At 62.4% G+C, this 21,204-nt stretch carries 20 protein-coding genes; 10 read left to right on the top strand and 10 right to left on the bottom strand.

The window, feature by feature from the left end; translation table 11 throughout:
• Window positions 1–12: 12 nt before the first annotated feature.
• A complete protein-coding gene (gene trmH / locus U5822_RS11780) occupies window positions 13–723 on the bottom strand; it encodes a tRNA (guanosine(18)-2'-O)-methyltransferase TrmH (protein ID WP_322855816.1) in 711 nt (236 codons plus the stop codon).
• Window positions 724–904: 181 nt separating this feature from the next.
• Here trmH and miaB point away from each other — a divergent pair, with 181 nt between their 5' ends.
• From miaB to lnt, 5 genes are read left to right on the top strand one after another with little or no spacing between them, the layout of a single operon-like run.
• Window positions 905–2,251, top strand: a complete 1,347-nt coding sequence (gene miaB, locus U5822_RS11775) for a tRNA (N6-isopentenyl adenosine(37)-C2)-methylthiotransferase MiaB (RefSeq protein ID WP_322855815.1) — start codon at window positions 905–907, stop codon at window positions 2,249–2,251.
• A 43-nt stretch (window positions 2,252–2,294) separates the two neighbouring features.
• Window positions 2,295–3,278, top strand: a complete 984-nt coding sequence (locus U5822_RS11770) for a PhoH family protein (protein WP_322855814.1) — start codon at window positions 2,295–2,297, stop codon at window positions 3,276–3,278.
• On the top strand, window positions 3,275–3,748 hold the full coding sequence (gene ybeY / locus U5822_RS11765) for an rRNA maturation RNase YbeY (protein WP_322855813.1): 474 nt from the start codon (window positions 3,275–3,277) through the stop codon (window positions 3,746–3,748). The genes U5822_RS11770 and ybeY overlap by 4 nt, the downstream gene beginning before the upstream one ends.
• Window positions 3,745–4,590, top strand: a complete 846-nt coding sequence (locus U5822_RS11760; protein ID WP_322855812.1) for an HlyC/CorC family transporter — start codon at window positions 3,745–3,747, stop codon at window positions 4,588–4,590. The genes ybeY and U5822_RS11760 overlap by 4 nt, the downstream gene beginning before the upstream one ends.
• Window positions 4,591–4,600: 10 nt before the next feature.
• Complete coding sequence (gene lnt, locus U5822_RS11755; RefSeq protein WP_322856922.1) at window positions 4,601–6,142, top strand: apolipoprotein N-acyltransferase; 1,542 nt, start codon at window positions 4,601–4,603, stop codon at window positions 6,140–6,142.
• Here lnt and U5822_RS11750 read toward each other — a convergent pair.
• Complete coding sequence (locus U5822_RS11750; RefSeq protein WP_322855811.1) at window positions 6,111–6,659, bottom strand: zinc ribbon-containing protein; 549 nt, start codon at window positions 6,657–6,659, stop codon at window positions 6,111–6,113. The genes lnt and U5822_RS11750 overlap by 32 nt on opposite strands.
• Window positions 6,660–6,797: 138 nt before the next feature.
• On the opposite strand from U5822_RS11750, the gene leuS reads away from it, so the two are divergent.
• The 5 genes from leuS to U5822_RS11725 all read left to right on the top strand — a co-directional run bounded on the left by leuS (window position 6,798) and on the right by U5822_RS11725 (window position 12,172).
• Window positions 6,798–9,383, top strand: a complete 2,586-nt coding sequence (gene leuS, locus U5822_RS11745; protein ID WP_322855810.1) for a leucine--tRNA ligase — start codon at window positions 6,798–6,800, stop codon at window positions 9,381–9,383.
• A 1-nt stretch (window position 9,384) separates the two neighbouring features.
• Complete coding sequence (locus U5822_RS11740) at window positions 9,385–9,969, top strand: LPS-assembly lipoprotein LptE (RefSeq protein ID WP_322855809.1); 585 nt, start codon at window positions 9,385–9,387, stop codon at window positions 9,967–9,969.
• Window positions 9,966–10,973 (top strand): DNA polymerase III subunit delta, encoded by a 1,008-nt coding sequence (holA, locus tag U5822_RS11735; RefSeq protein ID WP_322855808.1) that lies wholly within the window; start codon window positions 9,966–9,968, stop codon window positions 10,971–10,973. The genes U5822_RS11740 and holA overlap by 4 nt, the downstream gene beginning before the upstream one ends.
• A 111-nt stretch (window positions 10,974–11,084) precedes the next feature.
• The gene (locus tag U5822_RS11730; RefSeq protein WP_322855807.1) at window positions 11,085–11,348 is read left to right on the top strand and encodes a hypothetical protein; all 264 of its coding nucleotides are present in this window, start codon (window positions 11,085–11,087) and stop codon (window positions 11,346–11,348) included.
• Window positions 11,349–11,536: 188 nt separating this feature from the next.
• Window positions 11,537–12,172, top strand: coding sequence for an endonuclease (locus U5822_RS11725; RefSeq protein ID WP_322855806.1), 636 nt, complete (start codon window positions 11,537–11,539; stop codon window positions 12,170–12,172).
• A gap of 73 nt (window positions 12,173–12,245) precedes the next feature.
• Here the strand turns inward: U5822_RS11725 and U5822_RS11720 are convergent, their stop codons facing one another.
• The 8 genes from U5822_RS11720 to bioB form a co-directional block, all read right to left on the bottom strand.
• Window positions 12,246–14,042 (bottom strand): acyl-CoA dehydrogenase C-terminal domain-containing protein, encoded by a 1,797-nt coding sequence (locus tag U5822_RS11720; protein WP_322855805.1) that lies wholly within the window; start codon window positions 14,040–14,042, stop codon window positions 12,246–12,248.
• A 206-nt stretch (window positions 14,043–14,248) separates the two neighbouring features.
• On the bottom strand, window positions 14,249–16,048 hold the full coding sequence (locus U5822_RS11715) for an acyl-CoA dehydrogenase C-terminal domain-containing protein (protein WP_322855804.1): 1,800 nt from the start codon (window positions 16,046–16,048) through the stop codon (window positions 14,249–14,251).
• 261 nt (window positions 16,049–16,309) lie between these two features.
• Window positions 16,310–16,876: a putative metalloprotease CJM1_0395 family protein gene (locus U5822_RS11710; RefSeq protein WP_425259111.1), complete on the bottom strand. Its 567-nt coding sequence runs from the start codon at window positions 16,874–16,876 to the stop codon at window positions 16,310–16,312.
• Between the two features lie 9 nt (window positions 16,877–16,885).
• The gene (locus tag U5822_RS11705; protein WP_322855803.1) at window positions 16,886–17,131 is read right to left on the bottom strand and encodes a flagellar biosynthesis protein FlgE; all 246 of its coding nucleotides are present in this window, start codon (window positions 17,129–17,131) and stop codon (window positions 16,886–16,888) included.
• 50 nt (window positions 17,132–17,181) lie between these two features.
• Window positions 17,182–17,874 carry a dethiobiotin synthase gene (gene bioD, locus U5822_RS11700; RefSeq protein ID WP_322855802.1) on the bottom strand — a complete coding sequence of 231 codons (693 nt, stop codon included), beginning with the start codon at window positions 17,872–17,874 and terminating at the stop codon, window positions 17,182–17,184.
• 38 nt (window positions 17,875–17,912) lie between these two features.
• The gene (gene bioC / locus U5822_RS11695) at window positions 17,913–18,755 is read right to left on the bottom strand and encodes a malonyl-ACP O-methyltransferase BioC (protein ID WP_322855801.1); all 843 of its coding nucleotides are present in this window, start codon (window positions 18,753–18,755) and stop codon (window positions 17,913–17,915) included.
• Window positions 18,752–19,927 carry an 8-amino-7-oxononanoate synthase gene (gene bioF / locus U5822_RS11690; RefSeq protein WP_322855800.1) on the bottom strand — a complete coding sequence of 392 codons (1,176 nt, stop codon included), beginning with the start codon at window positions 19,925–19,927 and terminating at the stop codon, window positions 18,752–18,754. Before bioF ends, bioC begins: the two co-directional genes overlap by 4 nt.
• Window positions 19,928–20,087: 160 nt before the next feature.
• Window positions 20,088–21,164 carry a biotin synthase BioB gene (bioB, locus tag U5822_RS11685; protein ID WP_322855799.1) on the bottom strand — a complete coding sequence of 359 codons (1,077 nt, stop codon included), beginning with the start codon at window positions 21,162–21,164 and terminating at the stop codon, window positions 20,088–20,090.
• Between the last annotated feature and the right edge of the window lie 40 nt (window positions 21,165–21,204).

The raw sequence follows: 21,204 nt of genomic DNA, 5'->3' as shown, positions 1-21,204 counted from the left end.
CCAGGTCTCGTTTTACTCGGCGTGATCCAGATCCGGATGCCGCAGCTTGCGGACTTCTTTCATCCATCCGACGCCGTCGATCAGCTCGCCCGTCTCCGGATCAATGGGGGGATAAGGCAGATTGCGATCGTCACAATAGCGTTTGACCGCGGGTTGGCACCAGCAGAACAATAGGCGCAGGTACTCCTCCTCGGGCAGGCGGGTGTAATCGTACAGCCCGGCCGCTTTGCGCTGGCGCTGGGCCTCGGCCAGGATGATGGCGCAGGCGGCAGAGACGTTCAGTGACTCCACCATGCCCATCATCGGGATCACGATGTGCTCATCCGCCTGGTCGGCCGCATCGGCGCTCACGCCATCCACCTCGTTGCCGAGGATCACCGTGCAGGGCACGGTGAAATCCACCTCGCGGTAGTCCACCGCCCGGTCGGACAACTGCGCGGCGTACAGCTTATGCCCCTGCCCTTTCAAGTCCGTGATGGCGTCAGCCATGGTGCGATGGGTGTGGGTGGTGACCCAGTTGTAGCTGCCACCGGCGGTCTTGCGGAACGCCCGAAAGCCCTCCCGCGGCCAAACCACGTGCATGTTCGCCAGCCCGAAGGCGTCGCAAGAGCGAATGATGGCCGACAGGTTTCGGGGCTTGTGGACCTGGTCGGTGAGCACGCTGAGATCCGGTTGGCGGGTGTCCAGGGTTTGTTTGATCCGGGCGAGACGTTCAGGGGTCATGACAGTACAGGTTCGCAGAATAAGAAAGTCACAGATAATACCACAGGGAACTAGCAACAAGCCGAGACAATGGTGGTTGCGGATTGAGCACCCCGTTATAATACGCAGTTCCTTTTTGTTCGCGCCTGCACATCCGTATGCCGAGCCCTGGCGCACCATCCACCAGAATACGTTGAGACCCATGGCCAAGAAGCTGTACATCAAAACCCACGGCTGCCAGATGAACGAGTACGATTCATCCCGCATGGCGGACCTGCTGCGCACCGGTGAGACCGTCGAGATGACCGACACGCCGGAAGACGCGGACATCCTGCTGTTGAACACCTGTTCCATCCGGGAGAAAGCCCAGGAGAAAGTGTTCCACCAGCTCGGCCGCTGGAAATCCCTGAAGAACAGCAAGCCCGATCTGATCATCGGTGTTGGCGGTTGTGTCGCCAGCCAGGAAGGTCAGGCCATCATCGACCGGGCCCCCTACGTGGATATGGTGTTCGGTCCGCAGACCCTGCACCGCCTGCCGGACATGATCACGGAAGTGCGGGCCAAGGGAAATGGCGTGGGCGTGGTGGACGTCAGCTTCCCGGAGATTGAAAAGTTCGACAACCTGCCGGAACCGGGCGCCGATGGCCCTTCCGCCTTTGTCTCGATCATGGAAGGCTGCAGCAAGTACTGCACCTTCTGCGTGGTGCCCTACACCCGCGGCGAGGAAGTCAGCCGTCCAGCCGACGATGTGATTGCCGAGGTGGCGCATCTGGCCACCCAGGGTGTGCGGGAAGTCAATCTGCTGGGTCAGAACGTCAACGCCTATCGGGGTGAAACCCACGACGGCGACACCATGGACCTGGCGGAACTGATCACCCTGATCGCCACCATCGACGGCATCGACCGCATCCGTTACACCACCTCGCACCCGGTCGAGTTTACCGACGCCATGATTGAGGTCTACGAACAGGTACCGGAACTGGTCAGCCACCTGCATCTGCCGGTGCAGAGCGGGTCGGATCGGGTCCTGGCGGCCATGAAGCGCGGTCACACGGCCCTGGAGTACAAGTCCAAGCTCCGGCGTCTGCGCAAGATCCGCCCGGACATCAGCTTCTCGTCCGATTTCATCATCGGTTTCCCGGGCGAGACCGACAAGGACTTCGAGGACACCATGAAGCTGATCAACGACATCGGCTTCGATGTGTCCTTCAGCTTTATCTACAGCGCGCGCCCCGGCACGCCGGCCTCCGACCTCCCGGACGACACCCCGATGGACGTCAAGAAGGAGCGCCTGGCGATCCTGCAGCAGCGCATCAACCAGCAGGCCATGGACATCAGCCGGAAAATGGTGGGCACCACCCAGCGTATCCTGGTGACCGGCCTGTCCAAGAAGGACCCCGGCGAGTACGCCGGCCGTACCGAGAACAATCGCATCGTCAATTTCCGGCATCCGAATCCCGAGGTGGTCGGCCACTTTATCGACGTCGACATCGTGGAGGCCTACCCGAATTCGCTGCGGGGTCATCCCGTCGACGACCAGCTGCACTGAGCGGTAACCCCTGGACCGGAAAGCCAACGCAAACGGAGCATCTTTGAGCACCCACGATTCCAGACAATTCGACCTGCACCCGGCGGACCAGCACCGCCTGACCACCCTCTGCGGCCCGTTCGATGAGAACCTCAAGCACATCGAACGGCGCCTGCAGGTGACCATCGGTCGCCGCGGCCACCACTTCCGGATCCAGGGTGAGACCGAGCACGTCGCCGCCGCGGTCGAGGTCGTGCGGCACCTGTACCGGGAAACCGAGGCCAGCGACGAGATCTCACCGGACACGGTGCACCTGTACATCCGCGAGACCGGCTACGAGCGCCTGCCGGAGGACGTGCCCTATGACGGCGCGGTCACGGTGATCAAGACCCCGAAACTGCAGGCCAAGCCCCGGGGTGCCAACCAGCAGAAGTACGTCCACAACATCCGTAGCCACGACATCAACTTCGGCATCGGACCGGCCGGCACCGGCAAGACCTGGCTGGCCGTGGCCTGTGCCGTGGAAGCCCTGAAGGACGAGCAGGTGAAGCGGATTCTGCTGGTGCGCCCGGCGGTGGAGGCGGGTGAAAAGCTCGGGTTTCTGCCCGGCGACCTGGCCCAGAAGGTCGATCCCTACCTGCGCCCCCTGTACGACGCCCTGTACGAAATGCTCGGGTTTGATCAGGTCACCCGGCTGATCGAAAAAAGCGTGATCGAGATTGCACCGCTGGCGTTCATGCGCGGCCGGACCCTGAACAACTCGTTCATCATCCTGGATGAAAGCCAGAACACCACCCGGGAGCAGATGAAGATGTTCCTGACCCGGATCGGCTTTGGCTCGACCGCGGTGATTACCGGCGACACCACCCAGGTGGACCTGCCGCGCGGCCAAAATTCCGGGTTGATCCACGCCGCCGGCGTCCTGGGCAAGGTCACCGGCATCGGCTTTACCCGCTTTGGCGCCAAGGACGTGGTGCGTCACCCGCTGGTGCAGCGCATTGTCGAAGCCTACGACTCCTTCGACGACGGCAGCGGTACCAGCCAGTGAGCCAACTGACGGTCGACTTCCAGAACGTTTTTGAGGGCTCCGGGGTGCCCGAGTCTTCCCTGTTCGAGACCTGGGCGGCACTGGCCTGGCAGGGTGAGCATCCATCCGAAGTGACCATACGTATTGTCGGCGTCGACGAGAGCCAGGCCCTCAATCACCAGTACCGGGGCAAGGACAAACCGACCAATGTGTTGTCCTTCCCATTTGAGGCGCCAGCCGGTATAACGGTGCCATTGGCGGGAGATCTCGTCATTTGCGCCCCTGTTGTCGAACAGGAGGCGGTCGAGCAAGGCAAGACACCGGTGGCGCACTGGGCGCACATGGTGGTTCACGGTATGCTGCATCTTCAGGGCTATGATCACATAGACGATGACGATGCCGAGGTCATGGAAGCCCTGGAAATTCGGCTTCTGGACCAACTTGGGTTTGGCAACCCCTACGACGCAGAGGAAACGGAACAAGACTCATGAACGACGACCAGTCGAGTCGCAGTCAGGGCGGAAAGTCCTGGCTGGAGCGTATATCACAGGCCTTCTCCAGCGGGCCTGAGTCCGTTGAGGACGTGCTGGAAATCCTGCGGGACGCTGAGTCCCAGGACATCATCGATGCCGACGCCATGAGCATCATCGAAGGCGCCATGCAGGTCATCGACATGCGCTCGGACGAGATCATGATCCCGCGCTCCCAGATGGTCACGGTCAAAGCCTCCCAGGACCCCAAGGAATTCCTCGGCGAGATCATCGCCTCTGCCCACAGCCGCTTCCCGGTCATTGGCGACAGCCAGGACGACGTCATCGGCGTTCTGCTGGCCAAGGACCTGCTGCCCCTGGCACTGAACAACGAGCTGAATTGGAACAAGATCCGTGAAATCCTGCGCCCGCCCACCTTCGTGCCCGAGAGCAAACGCCTGAACCAGCTGCTCAAGGAGTTCAAGGAAAACCGCAACCACATGGCCATCGTGGTGGACGAGTATGGCGGGACCGCCGGCCTGATCACCATTGAAGACGTGCTTGAGCAAATCGTCGGTGAGATCGAGGACGAGCACGATTTTGACGAAGAGACCCACATCAAGGCCCGCGGCGACGGCACCTTCGCGGTCAAGGCGGTCACCCCGGTCGACGATTTCAACGAATTCTTCGAAACCGAACTCGATGAAGAGGAGTTCGACACCATCGGCGGCCTGGTACTCAAGGAGTTTGGTCACCTGCCCAGACGGGGCGAAACGGTTGCGTTCGGTGGTTTGAAGTTCACCATCGCCAACGCGGACAACCGGGTTATCCGTCTTCTGCAGGTCACGCGCAGTGAACAGTGAAGCCACAGACATGCCGGCCTGGTCCACAACGCTGTCGGCCAGTCGCTGGCTGAGCCGCAGCCTGCTGCTGATCGCCGGCGCGCTGCAGACCCTGACGTTCTCCCCCTTCGAGCTGTGGTGGCTGGGCCCCCTGTCGGCCCTGCTGATTGTGCTGGTCGCGGTTCCGCTGCGGCCCGAACGACTGTTCGCGGCCGGCTGGTTCACCGGACTGGGCCTGTTCGGCAGCGGCGCCAGTTGGGTCTACATCAGCATCAGCCAGTACGGCAACACCTCCATTCCGGTCTCGGTCCTGCTGACGGTGATCTTCGTCGCCGGCCTGGCGCTGTTTCACGGTCTGGCGTTCTGGTTCTGGGGCAAGCTGGCCAAGGACAGCCAGATCCGCCGGCTACTGCTGTTTCCCGCCATCTGGATTCTCGGGGACTGGCTGCGGGGCTGGCTGCTGACCGGGTTTCCCTGGCTGTACCTGGGCACCGCCCACACCGACGGCCCCCTGGCTGGCTGGGCCCCACTGCTGGGCGTCCACGGCCTGACCTTCTGGGTCACCGTTTCCGGCGCCGCCCTCTATGGTGCCTGGTGGCTGATCAGCCAGCGCCGGCACACCGCCGCGGCTCTAACTTTGGTGGTCATGGCGCTGCCCTGGCTGGCAGGACCGTCCCTGAATCGGGTGGCGTGGACGAATGTCAGCACCGAGCCCACCAGCTTCGCCGCCATGCAGGGCAACATTCCGCAGCAGATCAAATGGGATCCGGAGTTCCTGAAGGACCAGATTGTCACCTACCTGGGAATGACCGAGGAGCACTGGGACACCGACCTGATCCTGTGGCCGGAAACCGCCATCCCCATTCCCCAGGACCAGGCCGGCAAGATCATCGACCACATCGACGAGCGGCTTGGCGCCGACAGCACCCTGATCACCGGCATTCCCTGGTACGGGTTCAGCGATCGCATCGAGGACTTCACCTTCCACAACAGCATCATGGCGGTGGGCAGCGGTGACGGCATGTACCACAAGCAAAAGCTGGTGCCCTTTGGCGAGTACGTGCCGCTGCAGGGCGTGCTGCGCGGCCTGATTGGCTTTTTCGACCTGCCCATGAGCGACTTCAGCCGCGGCCCGGAGTATCAGGAGCCACTGGTCGCCAACGGCATCCAGATCATGCCGTTTATCTGCTACGAGGTGGCTTACCCGGATTTCGTGGCGTTCAACAGTCGCGGCGCCGAACTGCTGCTCACCATCAGTAACGACGGCTGGTTCGGGGACTCCATCGGTCCGCTGCAACACCTCCAGATTGCCCGTATGCGGGCCCTGGAAACCGGTCGTTACATGGTGCGAGGCACCAACAACGGGGTCACCGCCATCATCGATCACCGTGGTCGACTGACCGAGACCATCCCGCAATTTGAGCGCGCAACCCTGCGCGGCCATGTCTACACCGCATCCGGCAGCACCCCTTACATGCAGACCGGCTCCTGGCCGGTGCTGACGCTGGCGGTGATTTTGGTGGTGTTCGTGCGCGAGCGGGTTATTCCTCCTTCCTCGGCCAGCGGCTCGTGACCCGCTCGTAGTAGTGGGAGCCGCAGGCCTCGCAGGGCGACAAATGGCTAGTGGCGGTGAGGCACAGCATGTGGCTGCAGTTGAGGCAGCGGAACATCCCGGCGGTGGCCACCTCCCCGGAGATGTAATGGCCGGCGTCGTCGTTTTCCAGTTTTTGCCGTAACTCCAGGGTGTCGACCAGGGTCCGGTCTGCCACCGAAAACAACTGATCCGCCAGCTGGTGTTCGAGCAGGGAAATGTCCAGTTGCAGCCACTCGGTCAGGCCTTCCCCGGTTTCCTCGACAAAGTGCAGCAGGTGTTCCAGATCGCGTTTGAGGTAGGCGCCCAGCAGGTCCGCCTCCTCCCGGGTCATCTCTTCCAGTTCGTACTCCATCAGGACGGCATCGCGGATTTCCTCTTCCAGGGTTTCAACGGTCGAATCCTGCACTTCCCGGAGCCGTCCCTGCACCCGCTCCAGCATCCGGTCGTACACTTCCAACGCCTTACCGGACAGATGGTTTCGTTCTGGTTCTGTCATAGCCGCCCTCCTCCAGTTATGTTCAGTCTGGCACAGGATCGGGGATTTGGCAGACTACCTGTAAGGCCTCCTGTGCGTTAGAATATCCGGCCGCTCCGAACATCATTTTGATACAGGGTAACTTTGGTAATGGCAGGAATGGACGAGCAATACAATCCACGCAACGTAGAACAGAATGCCCGCACCTTCTGGGAAGAGAACAAGACCTTTGAGGTGAAGGAAGAGCCGGGCAAGCCCAAGTACTACTGCCTGTCCATGTTCCCTTACCCCAGCGGCAAGCTGCACATGGGCCACGTCCGCAACTACACCATCGGCGACGTGATTTCCCGCTACCAGCGCATGCAGGGCAAGAACGTCATGCAGCCCATGGGCTGGGACGCCTTCGGCCTGCCCGCGGAAAACGCTGCCATCGCCAACAAGACCGCGCCCGCCAAGTGGACCCACGCCAACATCGATTACATGAAGAACCAGCTCAAGCAACTGGGCTTCGGCTACGACTGGAACCGGGAGCTGGCCACCTGCAAGCCGGATTACTATCGCTGGGAGCAGTGGTTCTTCGCCCGCCTGTACGAAAAAGGCCTGGTCTACAAGAAGATGTCCACGGTCAACTGGGACCCGGTGGATCAGACGGTCCTGGCCAACGAGCAGGTGGTGGACGGCCGTGGCTGGCGCTCCGGCGCTCTGGTGGAGCAGAAAAAGATTCCCCAGTGGTTCATCCGCATCACCGATTATGCCGAGGAACTGCTGAACGACCTGGACCAGCTGGAAGACTGGCCGGAACAGGTCAAGACCATGCAGCGCAACTGGATTGGCAAGTCCGTGGGTACCGAGCTGACCTTCCCGCTGAAGGACAGCGAGGACGGCCTGACGGTCTACACCACCCGTCCGGACACCCTGATGGGCGTCAGCTACATGGCCGTGGCCGCCGAGCATCCGCTGGCCAAGGCCGCGGCGGAACGCCACCGGGACGTGGCCGAATTCGTTGATGAGTGCCGCAACAGCAAGGTGGCCGAAGCCGAACTGGCCACCATGGAGAAAAAAGGCATCGACACCGGATTCAAGGCCATCCACCCGCTGACCCAGGAAGAAATCCCGGTCTGGATCGCCAACTTCGTGCTGACCGATTACGGCACCGGCGCCCTGATGGCCGTACCCGGCCACGACGAACGCGATCACGAATTCGCCCGCAAGTACCGCCTGCCCATCAAGCAGGTGATCGCCGCCCGTGATGGCCGCGAAATCGACGTACAGGAAGCGGCGTTTACCGAAAAAGGCACCCTGGTGTCTTCCGGCAAGTACAGCGGCCTGACCAGCGAAGAGGCCTTTGACGAGATCGCCGACCACCTGGAAACCCAGGGCATTGGCCAGCGCACCGTCAACTATCGACTGCGGGACTGGGGCGTCTCCCGACAACGCTACTGGGGCGCACCGATTCCGATGATGACCCTGGCCGACGGCACCGAACGCCCAGTCCCTGACGATCAACTGCCGGTCCGTCTACCCGAAGACGTGGAAATGGACGGCGTACAGTCGCCGATCAAGGCCGACCCTGAGTGGGCGAAGACCAGCTTCGACGGCCAGCCCGCGACCCTGGAAACCGATACCTTCGACACCTTCATGGAGTCGTCCTGGTACTACGCCCGGTTCTGCAGCCCCAACTACGACCAGGGCATGTTGGATCCGGCCGCGGCCAACTACTGGCTGCCGGTGGATCAGTACATCGGCGGCATCGAGCACGCCATCCTGCACCTGCTGTACGCCCGCTTCTTCCACAAGCTGCTGCGCGACGTGGGCCTGGTGACCAGCTCCGAGCCGTTCAACCGCCTGCTGTGCCAGGGCATGGTGCTGGCTGAGACTTATTTCCGTACCGACGAGTCCGGCAAAACCACCTGGATTGCACCGGCCGACGTGAAGGTCGAGCGGGACAGCAAGGGCCAGGTAATCCGGGCCATTCACAAGGACGATGGCGAACCGGTGGAAATTGGCGGCGTCACCAAGATGTCCAAGTCCAAGAACAACGGCATCGATCCCCAGGCCATTATCGATGAGCACGGGGCGGACACCGTGCGCCTGTTCATGATGTTCGCGGCGCCGCCCGAGCAGTCCCTGGAGTGGTCGGACAGCGGCGTTGAGGGCGCGCACCGCTTCCTGAAGCGCCTGTGGCGTATGGTTGGCGAGCACACCGCCGACGGCCCGGCGCCAACCCTGAACGCCGCGGAACTGAACGACGCCCAGAAAGACCTGCGCCGCAAGACTCACGAGACCATTGCCAAGGTCAGCGACGACGTCAGCCGTCGCCTCACCTTTAACACCGCCATCGCCGCGGTCATGGAATTGCTGAACGAGGTTGGCAAGCTCTCAGACGATCAGCCCCAGAGTCGCGCCGTGCGCCAGGAAGCCCTGAACACCGCCGTGCTGGTCCTGTCCCCCATCGTGCCGCACGTCTGTCACAGCCTGTGGCAGGCGCTCGGCCACGAAGAACCGGTGGTGGACGCCAGCTGGCCCAAGGCCGATCCGGACGCCATGGTGCGCAGCCAGATCCAGGTGGTGCTGCAGGTCAACGGCAAGGTCCGGGGCAAGGAGAATGTTCCCGCCGACATCAGCAAAGCCGACCTTGAAAAGCTGGCACTGGCGAACGAGAACGTCATGCGCTTTACCGAGGGCAACACCGTGCGCAAGGTCATCGTTGTACCGGGCAAGCTGGTCAACGTGGTGGCGAACTGATATGCCCCTGCTGCGCGCTTCCCGCACTGGCACCGCCCTGGCGGTGATGCTGTCCGCCGGCCTGGCCGGTTGTGGCTTCCAGCTGCGTGGGGCGCCGCCGGTATCCTCGGCGCTGGAGCCGCTGGCGGTAGAGTGCACCCAGGATGTACCGGAGATCCTGTGCGAATCGGTACGGGACCAGCTCGAGCTCGGTGAAGTGGCCCTCAGCGCCGCCAATGACGCGGCCTACGTCATGACCTTGAGCCGGTTTCAGGCCGACCGGCGGGCCTCGGCCATTACCGTCGATGCCGCGGCCGCGGAATACACCCTCCGGCATTCGATCGCGCTCGAGCTGGTGAGCGCCGACAAGGTGCCCATGATCGCCAACACCCGACTCACCTCCACCGAAAGTTACCGCTACGACGACACCAACGTCCTGGCCAAGCAGCGGGAGGAAGAGGAACTGCGCACCCAACTCAGCGACCGGCTGGCCCAGCAGATCATCTTCCGGCTGGCGCCGCTGACCGAGGCCCGCCTGGACGCCCTGCGCGAGGAGTACGAAGCGGCCCGCACCAACGACTCGTCCGGGGACGAATCCACCCAATGAAGACGCAACCGGAGAAACTCCCCCAGCTGCTGAAAAAAGGCTTGGCTCCGGTTTACCTGATCTCCGGGGACGAACCGCTGTTGGTGCAGGAGTGTTGCGACCAGATCCGCAAAACCGCCCGTGATCAGGGCTTCCTCGACCGACTGACCTTCCACGCAGACCACCAGATGGACTGGAACGCCGTCGGCGACGAACTCAGCGCCATGTCCCTGTTCGCGGAACGCCGACGCATTGAAATCCATTTGCCCACCGGGAAACTCGGCGATGGCCGGGCCCTGATGGAACGGGTGCTGCAGGATCCGCCCGAAGACGTGGTGCTGCTGCTGATCAGCGCCCGACTGGACGCAGCTGAGACCCGTCGCAAATGGTACAAGGAGCTCCAGAACAAGGGCGTTCATGTCCCGGTCTGGCCCATCGATGCCAACAAATTCCAGGGCTGGCTGCAGCAACGGGCCACCAGCCGTGGACTCAGCCTGACCCGGGGCGCCCTGGCGATTTTGGCTGAACGACTGGAAGGCAATCTGCTTGCGGCCAGCCAGGAACTGGACCGACTGTCCCTGCTCAACCAGGGCCAGACCATCGATGAGGAAGCGGTGGAACAGGCGGTGCAGGACAGCTCCCGCTTCAACGGTTTTGAGCTGGTCACCGAACTGCTGGCTGGCCGAGCGCCCCACGCCGGCAAAATGATCGGGGTCCTGCAACAGGAGGGCGAGAATCCCCTTGGCCTGCTGGCAGTGCTGACCCGCGATCTCAACCTCATTCTGGAGCTCAAGTCGGTTGCCAGTCAGGGCGAGAACCCCTCAGCCTTCCTCAAAAAACGGGGAGTATTCCAGCCCCAACGAGCCCGGGTCATTGAACAGGCGGCCCGGCGCCTGAACCGCCCCCAACTGCACGCCGCCCTGGCCCTGTGCAGCGACATCGACCGAGCCGCCAAGGGCTTCGATTCACTCACGCCCTGGCAATACCTGCGCGACCTCTCGGTTCAGCTCGCGGTCCGTTCCTGACAGGCCCAGGCACCCTCTCACACTGCACCGACCCGCCTCCCGGACCACTTGACGGCTTTACGCTCTCAGCGCATGTTAAAGAGGACGCCGCGTTCAGAAGAGGTATTCACCATGAACCTTCAGGACGAACTTCGAAAGCTGTCTGAGAAGATCAAACAGTACCGGGACGAAGCCCGGGTGCAGATGCACTTGGCCAAGGAAGACGTCAAGGACGAGTGGGACGACCTGGAACAGGACTGGGATCGGTTCCGAACCAAACTGGATCAGGTGCTACACGACGCCAGCGACGCCTCCCAGGAAGCCCGCCAACGCGCGCACAAACTGGGCGAGGACCTGAAAACCGGCTACCAGAACATCCGCAACAAATTGAAGTGAAGTGTTAACCGGTTAACACAACGCGACAATTCTCAACCAAACTGGCCCGTTTGGCGTGGGTCCCTGTGTCATACTTCACAGTACGAGTGAACGAAGCGTCATATTTTTGACCCCGGGGTTATATGGGCCGGCGCGCAGACGCCCCTTCGCTTCCTTGCTCGGATTCACTGCGAGGTATAAACAACAATATGAAACGCGCTTTTGTAACCAGCATCACCCTGCTTTTGGTGGCATCCGGCAGTCTGGTCGTGGGTCAGAACACCCGCTTCAGCGATCCGGACACCGTGATCAAGAACGAATTCTGGGGCAACCTCTACGCCAATGGCGGCTCGTCGTTTTTCTGCAATGCCCCATTTACCAGCAAAGGCTTTCTGCTCACCGACGGTTACGTCTACCCTCTGGCGGATATTCGCAGTGCACTGGACTGCGGCACGTCCCGGCAGTGCGAGCAGGACAACCGTTACCGCCAGATTGCCTCTGACCTGCACAACATGGTGCCGGTCAAGACCCGCACGGAGATGCAACGCCGCAACGTGCGTTACGAGAACCTGGGCGAGACCATCAAGACCGACGACTGCGGCATTCGCGAAAGCGCTGGCTTCTTCGAGCCACCGGCGGCGGTAAAAGGCGATGTTGCCCGCACCGTCGCCTACATGGTCGACACCTACGGCTTGCCGTGGCTCGGCGCCACCCCGGTGTTCCAGGGCTGGAGCGCCATGGATCCGCCCGATGACACCGAGCTGACCCGCCACCGGCGCGTCGCCGAAATCCAGGGCAACGGAAACCCCTTCGTTACCCAACCGGACCGGATCAAGCGACTCTGATCTGACGCCGTCACCGGCATAAAAAAAGCAGGCCCCAGGCCTGCTTTTTTGTTGCTTCAGCGGTTACCGCCGATCAGAACTCCTCGGCAGTGAGCGCCATCATGGAGTCGCTGCCACTGCGGATACCTTCGGCCAAAGACACGGTCTTTGGCAGCAGGCGGTCGAAGTAGAAGCGCGCGGTCTTCAGCTTGCCGGTGTAGAAACCGGAACTGTCGCCCTCGGCCTTGGGTGCCGCGGCCTTGACCATTTTCGCCCACATATAGCCCAGGGCAGTCAGACCGAACAGGTCAAGGTAATCGACCGATGCGGCACCGATGGCGTCCGGGTTGTCGCCGGCCTGAGTGATCACGTGTTCGGTCACATCCGACAGACGCTCGAAGGCAGCCGCCAGCGGCTCCAGGAACGGACGCAGGGTGGCATCACCACTGTTTTCCTCGATAAAGGCGGCGACGTCCTGCGCGAACAGCTCGTACAGCTTGCCCTGGCTGCCAACCACTTTCCGACCCATGAGATCCAGCGCCTGGATACCGTTGGTGCCCTCGTAGATCTGGGTGATACGGCAGTCACGGACCAGCTGCTCCTGCCCCCACTCCCGGATGAAGCCGTGGCCACCGAACACCTGTTGGCCGATGATGCAGGCATCGAGGCCACGATCGGTCAGGAAGGCTTTCGCCACCGGTGTCAGCAGGGCGACCATGCCTTCGGCGTACTTGCGACGCTCCTCGTCGGCGGCATCGGCGTACTTGGCGATGTCCAGCCACTGGGCCACGTAGGTCGAGAAGGCACGACCGCCCTCGACATAGCCTTTCATGGTCAGCAGCATGCGACGCACATCCGGGTGCACTAGGATCGGGTCGGCGGCTTTCTCCGGCTGCTGGGCGCCGGTCGGGGCGCGGCTCTGGATGCGCTCCAGGGCGTATTCGCGGGCACTCTGCAGGGAGGCCTCGGCGGCACCGATGCCCTGAATACCGACACCCAGGCGCTCGTAGTTCATCATGGTGAACATGGCGGCCAGGCCCTTGTTCTCTTCACCGACCAGCCAGCCCTTGGCACCGTCAAAGTTCATCACGCAGGTGGCGGACCCCTTGATGCCCATCTTCTTTTCGATGGAACCGCAGCTGAAGCTGTTGCGCTCACCCAGGGAGCCGTCGTCGTTGACCAGAAACTTGGGCACCAGGAACAGGGAAATGCCCTTCGGGCCTTTCGGCGCGTCCGGCAGCTTGGCGAGCACCAGGTGTATGATGTTCTCGGCCATGTCGTGCTCGCCCCAGGTGATGAAGATCTTGGTGCCTGTGACGTTGAACGAGCCATCAGAATTGGGCTCGGCCTTGGTACGGATGATGCCCAGGTCGGTACCGGCGTGGGGCTCGGTCAGATCCATGGCCCCGGACCAGACGCCCGAGTACATGTTCGGCAGGTACTTTTCCTTCAGTTCCTGACTGCCGTGGGCGTCCAGCGCCAGACAGGCCCCGGCGGTCAGCATCGGCGCCAGACCAAACGCCATGTTGGCGCCCTGCATCATTTCCTCGAACTGGGCGACCAGGGTCTTCGGCATCCCCATGCCGCCGAAGTCCGGGTTACCACCCAGGCCGTTCCAGCCACCTTCAACGATGGTCTGGTAGGCTTCTTTGAATCCTTCCGGCGCAGTAACCTCGCCGTCGTTCCACTTGCTGCCCTGTTCGTCGCCTTCGCGGTTCAGCGGGGCCAGCACACCGGAACTGATTTTGCCTGCCTCTTCCAGGATGGCGTCCGCCGTATCCGGATCCACATTCTCGGCGACTTTGGGCAATGACGCCCACAGCGCAGGCGCATCAAAAACCTCGTTCAGAACGAAGCGCATGTCACGTAGAGGTGCCTGATAATCAGCCATCTAAAACTCTCCAAATTCAGTCAATCTGTACAGGTGGCAAGTCGGCCGTTGTGGAAACCGCGCGCACCTGATCGGCTCTGTGTCCGCTAAAGGTTATTATTCTGAACCGTCATTCTACCCCAAAAGCAGAACGCAACTCATAGAAAAAGCCCGCCTCCTGGGAGCGCGGGCTTTTTTGCCTTCCGGTCGTCCGATTACCCCGCGCCTTAGATGGCGAAGGCTTCCTCGGGCATATCCATCAGGCTGTCGGCACCCGCCAGCATGCTTTCGGCGTGCGCCTTGGCCCGGGGCAGCATGCGCTTGAAGTAGAAGCGCGCGGTCTGAACCTTGGCGTTGTAGAACAGCTCTTCGGACGTACCGTCGGCCATCTGGTCCAGGGCCACCTTGGCCATCCGGGCCCACAGGTAGGCGAAGACGGCGTAACCGGAGTACATCAGGTAGTCCACGGACGCGGCACCGACTTCCTCACGGTTCTTCATGGCGGTCATGCCGATCTTCATGGTCAGATCGCCCCATTCCTTGTTGATCGCGGCCAGCGGCTCCAGGAATTCCTTCAACTGCTCGTTCTCGGCGTTTTCCTTGCAGAACACGTGCACCTGCTTGGTGAAGCCCTTGAGGGATTCGCCTTGGGTCATCAGGACCTTACGGCCCAGCAGGTCCAGCGCCTGAATACCGGTGGTGCCTTCGTAGATCATGCCGATGCGGGCATCACGAACGTTCTGCTCCATGCCCCACTCGGAAATGAAGCCGTGACCACCGAACACCTGCATGCCCAGGTTGGCCGCCTCGTAACCGATTTCGGTCAGGAAGGCCTTGGCGATCGGCGTCAGGAAGCCCAGGGCCTCGTCTGCGGCCTTGCGCTCTTCCTCGGTCTTGCCGCTGTGCACGATGTCGGCTTGCTGCGCGGTCAGGTAGATCAGCGCACGGGCGCCTTCAGCGACGGCCTTCTGGGTCAGCAGCATGCGACGCACGTCCGGGTGAACGATGATCGGATCGGCGATGCCTTCCGGGTTCTTCGGACCGCTCAGGGAACGCATGGCCAGACGGTCTTTGGCGTAGGCCAGGGAGCCCTGGAAGCCCAGCTCGGCTGCGCCCAGGCCCTGGATCGCGGTACCGATACGGGCGGTGTTCATGAAGGTGAACATGCAGTTCAGGCCCTTGTTCTCTGGCCCGATCAGCCAGCCCTTGGCGCCGTCGAAGTTCATGACGCAGGTGGCGTTGCCGTGGATCCCCATCTTGTGCTCGATGGAGCCACAGGACACGGCGTTACGCTCGCCGGAGGAACCGTCCTCATTGGGCAGGTTCTTCGGTACGATGAACAGGGAGATACCCTTGGTGCCTTCCGGCGCGCCCGGCAGACGTGCCAGAACGATGTGTACGATGTTCTCGGCCATGTCGTGCTCACCGGCCGAGATGAAGATCTTGGTGCCGGTGATGGCGTAGGTGCCGTCGGCATTGGGCTCGGCCTTGGTGCGCAGAGTGCCCAGGTCGGAGCCACAGTGCGGCTCGGTCAGACACATGGTGCCGGTCCACTCACCGCTGATCAGCTTGGTCAGGTAGGTCTGCTTCTGCTCCTCGGTGCCGTGAGCCTCGATGGTGTTGGTGGCACCGTGGCTCAGGCCCGGGTACATGCCGAAGGACCAGTTGGAGGTACCGACCATTTCGCTCATGACGATACCCAGTGAGCTCGGCAGACCCTGACCACCGTAGTTGGGATCGGCGGTCATGGATGGCCAGCCACCTTCAACGTACTGCTGGTAGGCTTCCTTGAACCCGGTCGGCGTTTTCACGCCGTCTTCGCTCCAGGTACAACCCTCTGTGTCGCCCACCTGGTTCAGCGGAGACAGAACCTGCTCACAGAACTTTGCGCCTTCACCGATGATGGCATCGACCATGTCCGGAGTCGCATCTTCAGCACCTTCCAGGTTGGCGTAGTGCTGCTCACTGTCCAGGAGCTCGTTCATTACGAATTTGATGTCACGCAGGGGCGCTTTGTATTCAGGCATGGAATCCACCTCGGTTTTCGGTCTCAGCTGAATCGGGTTTTCCCGTTTCTCGCCTTGGTTTGCTCAGACACCGCAACGCAGCGCGCCACGGCCTTAATTAAACACTTGTTTGAAACATACGTTTACAGGCACAGAATTGTCAATAGTCGGGTTTAAAAATTGTGTAGCGGCGTGTCACTGAAAGTCCCGTTACGGGCGATCAGGCAAGTAAATACAAGAGGTTGGAGGAAAACGAGAATCCGGACTGCAGGCTGCGGCGAGTCAGGCCGCCACCGACCGGAAATCGGATTTGGACTGCGCGGTCCCGTCGGTGAGAGCGGAAATGGAGCGGTAGGTTTCATTGGCCTGCTGGCCGGCCCGGGATGCCGGCGCGCCCGATTGATCGGAATCCGGCACCGTCCCGGCCTCATCACCCTGCTGCGCCGCCTCGGTGCGGGCCTGCAGCATGATCTGCATCGCCTGCGCGGCGACCGCCTGGTCCTGGGCGGAAGGCTCCGCCGGCGCCATGGCGGCGGCCCGAACCACGCGCATTTTCTCAACGGTTGCCTGGGGATCGCCGGGAACGGGCGAGAGGTCGATGGGCACTTCGCCGCCAACCGCGTACTGGTTGCCGTCCGGTCCGCGCTGGTAGGTGTAGGAAACGGCGCCCGCGTATTGCCCGCCTACGGCCTGATGCGCCGCCTCGTGGGCTCGGACCTCCCGGTCCCGTGCCTTGAGTTCAGTCAGTTGTTTGAGTTGGTCAGGACTGAGCCCCTGTTCCGGGCGAGCGGCATTGCCGGCTTGGCCTGATGCCGGCGCAGATGGAGACAGAGGCGAGACAGTGATCAAGGTGGGCCCTCAGGCCATGATATCGAGCAGGGTCCCGAGGGTTTCATCGGCGGTCTTGACCACCTGGGCAGAGGCTTCCACGCTGCGCTCGTACAGTTTCAGATCGATAATCGGCTCTGCCAGATTACCGGCGCCTTCGGCCGTGCCCTGGGGACCATCGACACCGCCCCGGGCAATTTTCCGGGCCGCATTCTCCATGCCCAGCATGCCATCCTGGACACCCTGAATACCGATTGCGAGCGTGTTGTTGATCATAGCCGAACGTCCAATGACCAAATATTGACTTCAGTAAGCCACATTTCTGGTCAATTTTCAAACAAAGGCTGTAACTCCAGGTTTACAGCCAGCTCGGCAGGGTCACCCGACGCCACCCAGGGCAAGACCCCGAGGCAAGGCGCCCCCAGATGATTCAGCAGGTACTCAAGGGTTTCGCGCTCACAACTCATCGGCTCCTGCTCGGGGCGATTGGCGACCCATCCGGCGATCCGAAGCCCATCGGCGCGAATGGCCTCGGCCGTCAGCATGGCGTGATTTATGCTGCCCAGCTTGAGCGCCACCACCAGGATGACCGGCATCTCCAGCTCCCGCGGGACTGCCGCAAAGGTTTCCCGATCGTTCAGGGGGACGCGCCAGCCGCCGGCCCCTTCCACCAGCATCAAATCCGCCGGGCGCATCTGCAGGCCCCGACAGAATCCAATCAGCCGTTGCGCGGTGATGGTCTTGCCCGCCTGCGCGGCGGCAACGTGCGGCGCAATGGCCGGCTCCAGGGTCACCGGGTTGATCAGGTCGTAGGCCAGGGACTCGGTCATCGCCTTCTGCAGCGCCAGCGCATCCTCATTGCGCAGCCCGTCCGGAGTCTGGTCGCAGCCGGAGGCGATGGGCTTCATGCCCAGGGTGCGTTTGCCCGCGGCTTTGGCCGCCTCCAGGATGGCGGCGGACGCCATGGTTTTCCCAACGCCGGTGTCGGTGCCGGTGACAAAATAGGTGTGCTTGGCCATGGGTGCTTTGCCTGCTGATATGGAATGGGTTTGAACGGTTAGGCGGGCCGACGCCAGGTGATCCGGGCCGCCTCATAGCTGGCCAGGGTACGGCCGTCCGCTGCTTTCGGATAGTGCCGGCACATCTGCCGTACCCGACCGGGCGCCGTCAGTGTCTTGCGCCGGTTGTCACTTTTGAACCCGGCGCCCAGGTTCTTGAGCTCGGCCGCCAGGGCCAGGGGTGACTCGTACGGCAGCTTGATGGTTTGGGTGGTAACCGTTGCCCCGGGCAATTGCTGTGACACCCGTCGGCGCAAACTGGACTCGGTTTCGAAGCGATTGACGTGCGCCTGGCCGGGGTCCGCCTGGGCCCAGGCCCGGGCCAACTCAACCAGGGTGCCGTCCAAAAGGGTGGAGAGCATCAGCCGGCCACCGGGACGCAGCAGCCGACGGCACTCGGCGAGAACCCGATCCGGTGCCTCACACCACTGCACCATGAGGTTGCTGAACACCACATCGAAGGAGGCATCCGGACAAGGCAGCGCTTCGGCGTCGGCCACCACGCAGGTCACACCGGCGCCCACTCGTTCCTGGGTGGCCCGGATCATCCCCGGCGACAGGTCGACGGCGGTGATGTCGGCCGCCGGGCGCTGCGCCAGCTGGTGGGTGAACCAGCCCGTACCGCAGCCAAGATCGAGTATACGCAGACCGCCCTGGCCGTCCGGGTACGGCCAGGCGTCCAGCATGGCATCACCCATCAACCGCTGCAGCCGGGATGCGCCATCGTAGGTCGCGCTGGCGTTGCCGAACGCCCGGGCCACCAGGTCCTTATCGGCGATGACCGTTGGCAGCGGACCAACCGGCTCGCCGGAAAAGTCGTGGCAGGCGGCCGCGGCACTCATACTGCAATATCCGGTTCGGCCAGCAGATGCCGGCAATCCGCCAGGGCCTGCAACAGCCGGTCAAGATCGGCGTGACTGTGGGCGGCACTCAAGGTCACGCGCAGCCGGGCCTCGCCCTCCGGCACCGTGGGCGGTCGGATGGCGGTCACCAGCAACCCCTTCTCTTCCAGCGCCTGGCTCAAGGCCAAGGCCGACCAGTTGTCCCCCACCAGGATCGGCTGAATCGGGGTTTGCGACGGCATCAGCTGATAGCCGAGGGCAGCGGCTTCCCGACGGAATCTGGCCACCAGGTCCAGAACATGGGCTCGTCGGGCATCGTCCCGCTCGATCAGGTCGATGCTGGCACAGGTAGCGCGGGCAATGGCCGGCGGCATGGCCGTGGTGTAGATGTAGGTTCGGGCCTTCTGGACCAGGTAGTCCATCAGGACCTCGGGGCCGGCCACGAAAGCACCGCTGGTGCCCACGGCCTTGCCCAGGGTGCCAATCACCACCGGCACGTCCTGCTCCGACAACCCCAGCGCAGGGACGCTACCGCGGCCCTGCGGCCCCAGCACGCCAATACCGTGGGCATCGTCGACCACCAGCAGGGCATCGTGGGCGCGGCACACCCGAGCCAACTCTTTCAGCGGTGCCACATCGCCATCCATGCTGAACACGCCGTCGGTGACCACCAGCTTGTGGCCCTGGGTATCCGCCAACATGGCCTCCAGCTCGGCGACATCGCCGTGCCGGTAGCGCCGGACCTTGGCCCGACTGAGAACACAGCCGTCGATGATGGACGCGTGGTTGAGCCGATCGGAAAAAATGGTGTCGCCCCGGCCGGCCAGGGCCGAGATCACGCCCATGTTGGCCATGTAGCCGGTGGAGAAGAACAGGGCAGAACTGCGTCCGGTGAATTCGGCCAGCCGCTGCTCCAGCTCGTGATGGGCATCGTGGTGGCCGCAGATAAGGTGTGATGCCGCGCCGCCGAGCCCGGTTTCGGGCAGGGCACTGCGCAGTGCCTCCAGATTGGCGGAATGATTGGCCAATCCGAGGTAGTCGTTGCTGCAGAACGACAGCAACGGTTTGCCGTCCGAGGTCAGCTCTGGCTGCTGCGGACCGGAAATCTGGCGGCGGGTACGGTACAGCCCGGCCTGTTTTCGTTGCGCAAGTTCGCCTTCAAAGTCACGCACAATAACCCCCGCGTCTTACTCTCAAATCTGGGCACCGGGCGGGCAGGGCTTCCCGGGATTGTGTGAAGACAGGGACGTCTTCACTCAAGCGCCCATGGATGGGCTTGCAGCGTATCCCGGGAAGCCCTGCCCGCTCGGTGCTCCCCGGAGATGGCGATGATCAGGACGCGGCCGATTCCCGCGTCGCGTCGTAGAACATGTGGCGCGTGGCCTCGTATTCCACCGCCTCGGCAATGGCTTCTTCTTCCTGCTCTTCCGACGCACACTGTTCCCGCTGCTCCGGACGAATACCCAGGCGCTTGAACAGCTGCATATCGGCGTCCGCCTCGGGGTTGGCCGTGGTCAGCAGCTTTTCGCCGTAGAAGATGGAATTGGCGCCGGCCATGAAACACAGGGCCTGCATCTGCTCGTTCATGTTCTCGCGACCGGCCGACAGCCGCACGTGGGACGCTGGCATCATGATCCGGGCGACGGCAATGATCCGGACGAAATCGAACGGGTCCAGGTCCTCGACGTCTTCCATGGGCGTGCCTTTGACCTTGACCAGCATGTTCACCGGCACACTTTCCGGATGGTGCGGCAGGTTGGCCAGCTGCACCAGCAGACCCACTCGGTCATCCTCGTCTTCGCCCATGCCCATGATGCCGCCGCAGCAGACCTTCATGCCGGCCTTGCGCACGTTATCGAGGGTGTCGAGACGATCCTGGTAGGTTCGGGTGGTGATGATGTGGCTGTAGTACTTCTCGGAGGTATCGAGGTTGTGGTTGTAGTAGTCCAGGCCGGCATCGGCCAACTCTTTGGCCTGCTCTTCTTTCAGCATGCCCAGGGTCATGCAGGTTTCCAGCCCCAGGGACTTCACCTGCTTCACCATGTCCAGCACGTACGGCATGTCTTTCTTGGACGGGCTGCGCCAGGCCGCCCCCATGCAGAACCGGGATGCGCCCTTGTCCTTGGCGGCGCGCGCTTCGGCCACCACCTTTTCGATCTCGAGCAGCTTTTCCTTTTCCAGGCCGGTGTTGTAGTGCCCGCTCTGCGGGCAGTACTTGCAGTCCTCCGGACAGGCGCCGGTCTTGATCGACAGCAGGGTGCTGACTTGCACCTCGTTGGGATCGAAATGCTCGCGATGCACACTCTGGGCACGGAACAGAAGATCGTTGAACGGCAGCTCGAACAGAGCGCGGGCTTCCTGCAGCGACCAATCGTGTCGGATGGCCTGGGAGGGTGCTGTAGCGGTCATGTGAAAGTCCTGTTAACCTTTTCCGGTCTCTGGGTTTACG

This window comes from Marinobacter qingdaonensis, assembly GCF_034555935.1.
Lineage (GTDB): Bacteria > Pseudomonadota > Gammaproteobacteria > Pseudomonadales > Oleiphilaceae > Marinobacter > Marinobacter qingdaonensis.
This window is presented reverse-complemented; position numbering and strand designations above follow the sequence as displayed.

Coding starts and splice junctions, on each gene's coding strand:
- trmH (WP_322855816.1), bottom strand. CDS start 723: ATGACCCCTGAACGTCTCGCCCGGATCAAACAAACCCTGGACACCCGC.
- miaB (WP_322855815.1), top strand. CDS start 905: ATGGCCAAGAAGCTGTACATCAAAACCCACGGCTGCCAGATGAACGAG.
- U5822_RS11760 (WP_322855812.1), top strand. CDS start 3,745: ATGAACGACGACCAGTCGAGTCGCAGTCAGGGCGGAAAGTCCTGGCTG.
- lnt (WP_322856922.1), top strand. CDS start 4,601: ATGCCGGCCTGGTCCACAACGCTGTCGGCCAGTCGCTGGCTGAGCCGC.
- U5822_RS11750 (WP_322855811.1), bottom strand. CDS start 6,659: ATGACAGAACCAGAACGAAACCATCTGTCCGGTAAGGCGTTGGAAGTG.
- leuS (WP_322855810.1), top strand. CDS start 6,798: ATGGACGAGCAATACAATCCACGCAACGTAGAACAGAATGCCCGCACC.
- U5822_RS11740 (WP_322855809.1), top strand. CDS start 9,385: ATGCCCCTGCTGCGCGCTTCCCGCACTGGCACCGCCCTGGCGGTGATG.
- holA (WP_322855808.1), top strand. CDS start 9,966: ATGAAGACGCAACCGGAGAAACTCCCCCAGCTGCTGAAAAAAGGCTTG.
- U5822_RS11730 (WP_322855807.1), top strand. CDS start 11,085: ATGAACCTTCAGGACGAACTTCGAAAGCTGTCTGAGAAGATCAAACAG.
- U5822_RS11725 (WP_322855806.1), top strand. CDS start 11,537: ATGAAACGCGCTTTTGTAACCAGCATCACCCTGCTTTTGGTGGCATCC.
- U5822_RS11720 (WP_322855805.1), bottom strand. CDS start 14,042: ATGGCTGATTATCAGGCACCTCTACGTGACATGCGCTTCGTTCTGAAC.
- U5822_RS11715 (WP_322855804.1), bottom strand. CDS start 16,048: ATGCCTGAATACAAAGCGCCCCTGCGTGACATCAAATTCGTAATGAAC.
- U5822_RS11705 (WP_322855803.1), bottom strand. CDS start 17,131: ATGATCAACAACACGCTCGCAATCGGTATTCAGGGTGTCCAGGATGGC.
- bioD (WP_322855802.1), bottom strand. CDS start 17,874: ATGGCCAAGCACACCTATTTTGTCACCGGCACCGACACCGGCGTTGGG.
- bioC (WP_322855801.1), bottom strand. CDS start 18,755: ATGAGTGCCGCGGCCGCCTGCCACGACTTTTCCGGCGAGCCGGTTGGT.
- bioB (WP_322855799.1), bottom strand. CDS start 21,164: ATGACCGCTACAGCACCCTCCCAGGCCATCCGACACGATTGGTCGCTG.